At 73.1% G+C, this 6,225-nt stretch carries 8 protein-coding genes; 7 read left to right on the top strand and 1 reads right to left on the bottom strand.

What is annotated here, in order from left to right; translation table 11 throughout:
- Positions 1–98 precede the first annotated feature (98 nt).
- From cobA to GUY60_RS32475, 3 genes are all read left to right on the top strand, one after another.
- Complete coding sequence (gene cobA / locus GUY60_RS32465; RefSeq protein WP_161704421.1) at positions 99–1,328, top strand: uroporphyrinogen-III C-methyltransferase; 1,230 nt, start codon at positions 99–101, stop codon at positions 1,326–1,328.
- A 64-nt stretch (positions 1,329–1,392) separates the two neighbouring features.
- Positions 1,393–2,211 (top strand): TrmH family RNA methyltransferase, encoded by an 819-nt coding sequence (locus tag GUY60_RS32470; protein WP_161704423.1) that lies wholly within the window; start codon positions 1,393–1,395, stop codon positions 2,209–2,211.
- Between the two features lie 20 nt (positions 2,212–2,231).
- Entirely contained in the window at positions 2,232–2,705 is a 474-nt protein-coding gene (locus GUY60_RS32475) for a YxiG-like protein (protein ID WP_161704425.1), read from the top strand.
- Here the strand turns inward: GUY60_RS32475 and GUY60_RS32480 are convergent.
- Positions 2,702–4,015 carry a serine/threonine-protein kinase gene (locus GUY60_RS32480; RefSeq protein WP_161704427.1) on the bottom strand — a complete coding sequence of 438 codons (1,314 nt, stop codon included), beginning with the start codon at positions 4,013–4,015 and terminating at the stop codon, positions 2,702–2,704. The genes GUY60_RS32475 and GUY60_RS32480 overlap by 4 nt on opposite strands.
- A 219-nt stretch (positions 4,016–4,234) precedes the next feature.
- Here GUY60_RS32480 and GUY60_RS32485 point away from each other — a divergent pair, with 219 nt between their 5' ends.
- From GUY60_RS32485 to GUY60_RS32500, 4 genes are all read left to right on the top strand, one after another.
- Complete coding sequence (locus GUY60_RS32485) at positions 4,235–4,510, top strand: DUF8836 family protein (RefSeq protein ID WP_161704429.1); 276 nt, start codon at positions 4,235–4,237, stop codon at positions 4,508–4,510.
- A 188-nt stretch (positions 4,511–4,698) separates the two neighbouring features.
- Complete coding sequence (locus GUY60_RS32490; RefSeq protein WP_161704431.1) at positions 4,699–4,905, top strand: hypothetical protein; 207 nt, start codon at positions 4,699–4,701, stop codon at positions 4,903–4,905.
- 230 nt (positions 4,906–5,135) lie between these two features.
- The gene (locus GUY60_RS32495; protein ID WP_376771343.1) at positions 5,136–6,080 is read left to right on the top strand and encodes an aminoglycoside phosphotransferase family protein; all 945 of its coding nucleotides are present in this window, start codon (positions 5,136–5,138) and stop codon (positions 6,078–6,080) included.
- A gap of 70 nt (positions 6,081–6,150) precedes the next feature.
- A partial coding sequence (locus tag GUY60_RS32500) for a zf-TFIIB domain-containing protein (protein WP_161704435.1) occupies positions 6,151–6,225 on the top strand: 75 nt, incomplete at its 3' end.

Here is a 6,225-nt window from a genome sequence, read left to right on the forward strand (position 1 = left end):
ACGCCGTACCCTGTACCCGCACCACAAATCCCCACGTCAAACCCGTGCCGCTCCACCGCCGCAGCGGCGCACGCCCTCCGCACCAGGAGCCGCAGCACATGGCTGAACACCCCGCCTACCCCGTAGGACTCCGCCTCTCCGGCCGCCGCGTGGTCGTACTCGGCGGCGGCTCGGTCGCCCAGCGCCGCCTCCCGGCCCTGATCGCGGCGGGCGCCGACGTCCACCTCGTCTCGCCGTCCGCGACCCCCTCCGTCGAGGCGATGGCCGACGGCGGCGAGATCACCTGGCACCGGAGGCCCTACGCGGCCGGGGACCTCACCGACGCCTGGTACGCCCTCATCGCCACCAGCGACGACGCGGCCAACACGGCGGCGTCCGCGGAGGGCGAGGCCCACCGCGTGTGGTGCGTACGCTCCGACGACGCCGCCGCGGCCACCGCCTGGACCCCGGCCACCGGCCACTCCGACGGCGTCACGGTCGCGGTGCTCGGCGACTCCCCGGACCCGCGCCGCACCGCCGCCATCCGCGACACGGTCGTCGAGGGCCTGCGCGACGGCACCCTCGTCGCCCCGCACCACCGCCCGCAGGCCGCGAGCGTCGCCCTCGTCGGCGGCGGCCCCGGCGACCCGGACCTGATCACGGTGCGCGGCCGCCGCCTCCTCGCCCAGGCCGACGTGGTGATCGCCGACCGGCTCGGCCCGCGCGACCTGCTCAACGAACTCCCGCCGCACGTCGAGGTGATCGACGCGGCGAAGATCCCGTACGGCAGGTTCATGGCGCAGGAGGCCATCAACAACGCGCTGATCGAGCACGCCAAGGCGGGCAAGGCCGTCGTGCGTCTCAAGGGCGGCGACCCGTTCGTGTTCGGGCGCGGCATGGAGGAGGCGCAGGCGCTGGCCGAGGCGGGCATCTCCTGCACGGTCGTGCCCGGCATCTCCAGCTCCATCAGCGTGCCCGGCGCGGCCGGGATCCCCGTCACGCACCGGGGCGTCGCGCACGAGTTCACCGTCGTCTCCGGCCATGTGGCGCCCGACGACGAGCGCTCCCTGGTGGACTGGGCGGCCCTCGCCCGGCTGCGCGGCACCCTCGTGGTCCTGATGGGCGTCGACAAGATCGGCAAGATCGCCGAAGCGCTGATCGCCCACGGCCGCGCCCCCGAGACCCCGCTCGCCCTCGTCCAGGAGGGCACGACCGCGACCCAGCGCCGCGTCGACGCCACCCTGGCGACCGTCGCGGAGACGGTCGTCGCCGAGGACGTACGCCCGCCCGCGGTCATCGTGATCGGCGAGGTCGTGGGCGTCGGGGTGCCGCACACCCCCCAGGCGTAACCACGGGTAACAGAACTTCTCCCGAGCCGTTGGCACCACACCTTGGACAAGGCAGTATCACCCTGTGGCTGATCTCATCACTGTCGATGACCCCGACGACCCGCGCCTGCGCGACTACATCGGTCTGACCGACGTCGAGCTGCGCCGACGGCGCGAACCCGCCGAGGGCCTGTTCATCGCCGAGGGCGAGAAGGTCATCAGACGCGCCCGGCACGCCGGTTACGAGATGCGCTCCATGCTGCTCTCGGCGAAGTGGGTCGACGTGATGCGCGACGTCATCGACGAGGTCCCGGCGCCGGTGTACGCGGTCAGCCCGGACCTCGCCGAGCGCGTCACCGGCTACCACGTGCACCGCGGCGCCCTCGCCTCCATGCAGCGCAAGCCGCTGCCGACCGCCGACGAGATCCTCGCCTCCACCCGCCGCGTGGTCGTCATGGAGGCGGTCAACGACCACACCAACATCGGCGCTATCTTCCGCAGCGCCGCCGCCCTCGGCATCGAGGCGGTGCTGCTCTCGCCGGACTGCGCGGACCCGCTCTACCGACGCTCCGTCAAGGTGTCGATGGGCGCGGTCTTCTCGGTGCCGTACGCCCGCCTGGAGTCCTGGCCGAAGTCCCTGGAGACAGTGCGCGAGGCGGGCTTCAACCTGCTCGCCCTCACCCCGGACGAGAAGGCCTCCACCCTCGACGACATGGCCCCGCACCGGATGGACCGGGTCGCCCTGATGCTGGGCGCCGAGGGCGACGGCCTCTCCACCCAGGCCCTGGTCGCGGCCGACGAATGGGTCCGCATCCCGATGGCCCACGGCGTCGACTCACTCAACGTCGGCGCCGCGGCGGCGGTCGCCTTCTACGCGGTGACGACGGGCCGCCCGCAGAGCTGACGCGTACGGGCGGGGGCTCGATGGACACAGCGGCGTTGCGGCAACTCCTCGACGACAGCTTCGACCACGCCGTCGTGCACCACGGCTACACCGCCTACATGCGCGACTACGAAATCGTCGTCCACGCCACCGCGGACCCCCGCACCGGTATCGAACCGGCCTACCTGCGCTACCTCTTCAGGCACTGCGTCGAGGCCCGTTGCGTATCGACCGTGGCACCCCGGACCTGGGCCGTCTCCCTCGACGACCGCCTCACCGACCACGAGAGCGCCGCCGACCTCGACGGCTACGTCTGGGGCGTGAAGTGCCACGTCCTGTACCCGGGCGCGAAGCTGCTCCCCGGGTCGGAGGCCACCCGCCGCTGGTCCCGGGACCTGGGAATCGACTTCCACGAGGTCTGCGTCGAGACCAACGCACACCGGATCACGCTGATCTTCTCGGAGCTGCGGGTGAGCGAAGTCCCGGTCGGATACGTCCCCTTCGTGACGGACTAGCGTCCCGTGACCTCGCCACCGCCGCGCTCACCCGGTGCGGCCGGTGCGTCCTGGAGCGAGATCCGCTGCAGCCCCTGAGCGGGCCCCTGACACCCCTGCGCCGCCGCGATCCCCAGGGCCACGAGCAGCGTGACGACCACGAACACGATCAACCGCTGCCGCAGCAGCCGCGGGTTGGCGGGACCGCGCCGACCGGTACCCGTGGCGCGCGGCGGAGCCGTACGCCCGCCGTTGCTGCGCGGGGCGGGCCGGCTCCCGGACCGCGAACCCGTACGCGAACCGGTGCGCGAGGACGACGTGCGCTGCCCCGCGCGCGAACCGTTCGGCCGGGACGGTGGGGGAGTGGTGGGCGCCCGCCGGGTGCGCTGCGCCGCGTGGTCGGCGGCCCGGTCGGGACGCTGCTCGGCGAGCCGGCCCGACGACCGCTCCGACGGGTGCTCCGGAGTGCGCCGCGGCGCGGGCGGGCGGCCGTCCCCGGCCCCGAGTCCCTGCGCCTCACGGGCCGCGATCTCCTTGAGCCGCAGCGACAGCTGCAAGGTGCTCGGCCGCTCCTCCGGGTCCTTTGCCAGACAGGCCCGCACCAGCGGAGCCAGCGCGTCCGGCACCCCGGCCAACTGCGCCTCCTCGTGCACCACGCGGTACAGCATCACCTCGGAACTGCCGTGCCCGAACGGGGAGTCACCCATCGCCGCGTACGCGAGCGTCGCCCCCAGCGAGAACACATCCGTGGCCGGTGTCACCACGGCCCCTCGCACCTGCTCCGGCGCGAGAAAGCCGGGGGAGCCCACCGCGGTGCCCACATGCGTGAGCGTCGAGGCACCGGTCGCCCACGCGATACCGAAGTCGATGATCCGCGGACCCTTGGGCGAGAGCAGGATGTTGGACGGCTTGAGGTCGCGGTGCACGACACCCGCCTCGTGCACGGCGACCAGACCCTCCGAGAGGGCGGAGCCCACGGCAGCCACCTCGGCCGCGGTCAACGGCCCGTCCTCGGCGACCTTGTCGTGCAGCGAGGGCCCCGGTACGTACTGCGTCGCGAACCACGGGCGGTCCGCCTCCAGGTCGGCGGCGACCAGACGGGCCGTACAGCCACCCCTGATGCGGCGCGCCGCGGACACCTCACGCGCGAACCGCGAGCGGAACTCCTGGTCCTCGGCCAGATCGGGCCGGATCACCTTGAGGGCGACCCGCTGCCCGCGCCGGTCGGAGCCCAGATAGACGACGCCCATACCGCCCGCGCCGAGCCGCCGGTGCAGCCTGAACGAGCCGACGACACGCGGGTCCTCGCGCCGGAGCCGCATCATCGCCATGCTGAATCCCTGCCGCCTCGTCGCCCTGTTGCCCTGACCAATTGACGTGCCACAGCTTACGTTTCCGCGCCCGCGCGCGCTCATAGGCCGCGCCTTCACGGCCCGGCCGATTGTCAGTGCCGGGTGCGAAACTCGGAGTGTGGTCAGGAGAGTTGGCCGCCGGGCCCTTCGGGATCCCGGCACGGTTCAACGCACCGTCGCAGAAGGGGGATTGACGCCATGAAGGGTGACCGAGTCGAGATAGTGGTCGACGCCGGAGACACCACGAGGACGTACGAGGTGGTGGCAGGCCGAGCAGGCCGCCGGGTGGAGACGGCGGTCCGCAGAGGAGTCGTCGAAGTGAGCGAAGTCACGCGCAACGGCACGGTGGTCCGCACAGCCCGCTTCATGGCCAACCGCGTCCTGGCCCTCGTCGAACAGCCCGTCCCACGGGAGGACACCTCGGAGACCGAAGCCAGGCGCGCCGCCCCCCTCAGGGAAGACCCCAAGTCCTGAGACCCTTTTCTCCACCCAGGGGAGTACGAGTCGGACCCTCGGGTCATCCTGCGGGAGGCCCGCAAATCGGTACGAGGGCATGACGCCCCGGCCCTCCGCCGCCCCTAGATTTGAGGTCAAGCGGCGGGTGCAGGTACTCGTCCCCCGAGGTCAAGCACCCGCCGCTGCCATACGACAGGAGAGGGACCATGGCGGACACGGCAGCGCGGAGCATCGTCCGCACGCAAGGACGCAGGGCATACGCCGCGTTCAGCGGCCGCCGTTCCGGTACGCGCCACCCCTTGGTGGCGACAGCCATGGTGCTTCCCCTGGCGGCCCTGCTCGTAGTCGTCTTCGGCGGCTGGGAAGCGGTGGTCGCGCAAGCGTCGTCCGTGGGCGCGATGCTGGGGCGCTGAGCGGCGCCCCAGGCCCGGATGAGCGGTCCGGGCGGGGACATCCGGCCATGAAACCCCGTGGGGACGGGGGTGCGGCGGACGGCACAAATGCCCGCGCAGCTGGGGAGCTGCGCGGGCGTTTTTGTGCCCGCACACACCCGGGGAGCACCCGGAACCCGGCCGCCGCCCACCGCGTAGGCTCCGACCGGCGGCGCTCGCCCGAGCCGGCCGCGCACCACACAGGGGGAACCGTGACCAGCTCCGTCACGCGGGCGTTGACCGCGACCGTCCGGGCGGCGGCGCACGGCCCGCACCGCGAGTGCGCCTGCCCCGCCCCGCCCACCGTCCTCGCCGACCGCGACGACGGCACCGTCGTACGGCACGGCGGCACCGTCGCCAAGGCCCACGCCCCCGACGCCGACCGTGGACAGCTCGCGGCCCGCCTCGCGGTCGCCGCCCACCCCGCCCTGAACGGCGTGCTGTTGGCCCCGCTCGACGTGCCGGGCACCGAACTCGACGGCCGAGCAGTCACGTTCTGGCCGTACGGCACACCCGTCGACCCCGACGCCCCGGAAGCGGCGCCCTGGGAGGAGGCCGGAACCCTCCTCGCCCGGCTGCACGCCGTCCCCGTCGACACCCTGCCGGGCCCGCTGCCGCCGATGCGCGGCCCGCACAAGGCCGCACTCGCCCTGACCCGCATGCGCCGCGCCCGCCCGCACCAGGACCTCGCCGCACCCGTCGAGCGCGCCTGGTCGACCCTGCCGCCCTGGGCCCGCGCCGAGTCCAGCGCACCGGGCCCGCAGCGCCTCTGCCACGGCGACCTGCACCTCGGCCAACTCGTACGGCACGGCGACTGGCTCCTGATCGACGTGGACGACCTGGGCCTCGGCGACCCGGCCTGGGATCTGGCCCGCCCCGCCGCCTGGTACGCCGCCGGGCTGCTCACCCCCGAGGAGTGGCTGCGCTTCATCGACGCGTACCGGGCGGCACACGGCCCCGCCGTCCCCGCCGACGCCGACCCCTGGCCCGCGCTCGACGTCCCGGCGCGCGCCCTCACCGTCCAGACCGCGGCCCAGGCGATCGCCAAGTCGACCGTCGCGCAACGCCCCTTGGACGAGATCGAACTGGCCCTCGTCGAAGCCTGCGACCGTATCGCCGCACTCCCACGGGAGTTGCCCGCAGAACCGGCCAAGTAGGGTGCGAGCAAACGTAACCGGGCACCGGACCCGGTGAAGCAGTCCCGACCGGCGAGGAGTTGAGCCGACGATGCAGTGTCCCAAGTGCCGCGCACTCATGCAGACCTACAACCGCAACGGTGTCCAGATAGAGCAGTGCAGTGGC

The sequence above is a fragment of the Streptomyces boluensis genome, assembly GCF_009908195.1.
Taxonomy (GTDB): domain Bacteria; phylum Actinomycetota; class Actinomycetes; order Streptomycetales; family Streptomycetaceae; genus Streptomyces; species Streptomyces boluensis.

Excerpts from the sequence above, each read along its gene's own strand:
- GUY60_RS32485 (WP_161704429.1), top strand. The coding sequence starts at position 4,235 with ATGAAGGGTGACCGAGTCGAGATAGTGGTCGACGCCGGAGACACCACG.
- GUY60_RS32475 (WP_161704425.1), top strand. The coding sequence starts at position 2,232 with ATGGACACAGCGGCGTTGCGGCAACTCCTCGACGACAGCTTCGACCAC.
- GUY60_RS32490 (WP_161704431.1), top strand. The coding sequence starts at position 4,699 with ATGGCGGACACGGCAGCGCGGAGCATCGTCCGCACGCAAGGACGCAGG.
- GUY60_RS32480 (WP_161704427.1), bottom strand. The coding sequence starts at position 4,015 with ATGGCGATGATGCGGCTCCGGCGCGAGGACCCGCGTGTCGTCGGCTCG.
- cobA (WP_161704421.1), top strand. The coding sequence starts at position 99 with ATGGCTGAACACCCCGCCTACCCCGTAGGACTCCGCCTCTCCGGCCGC.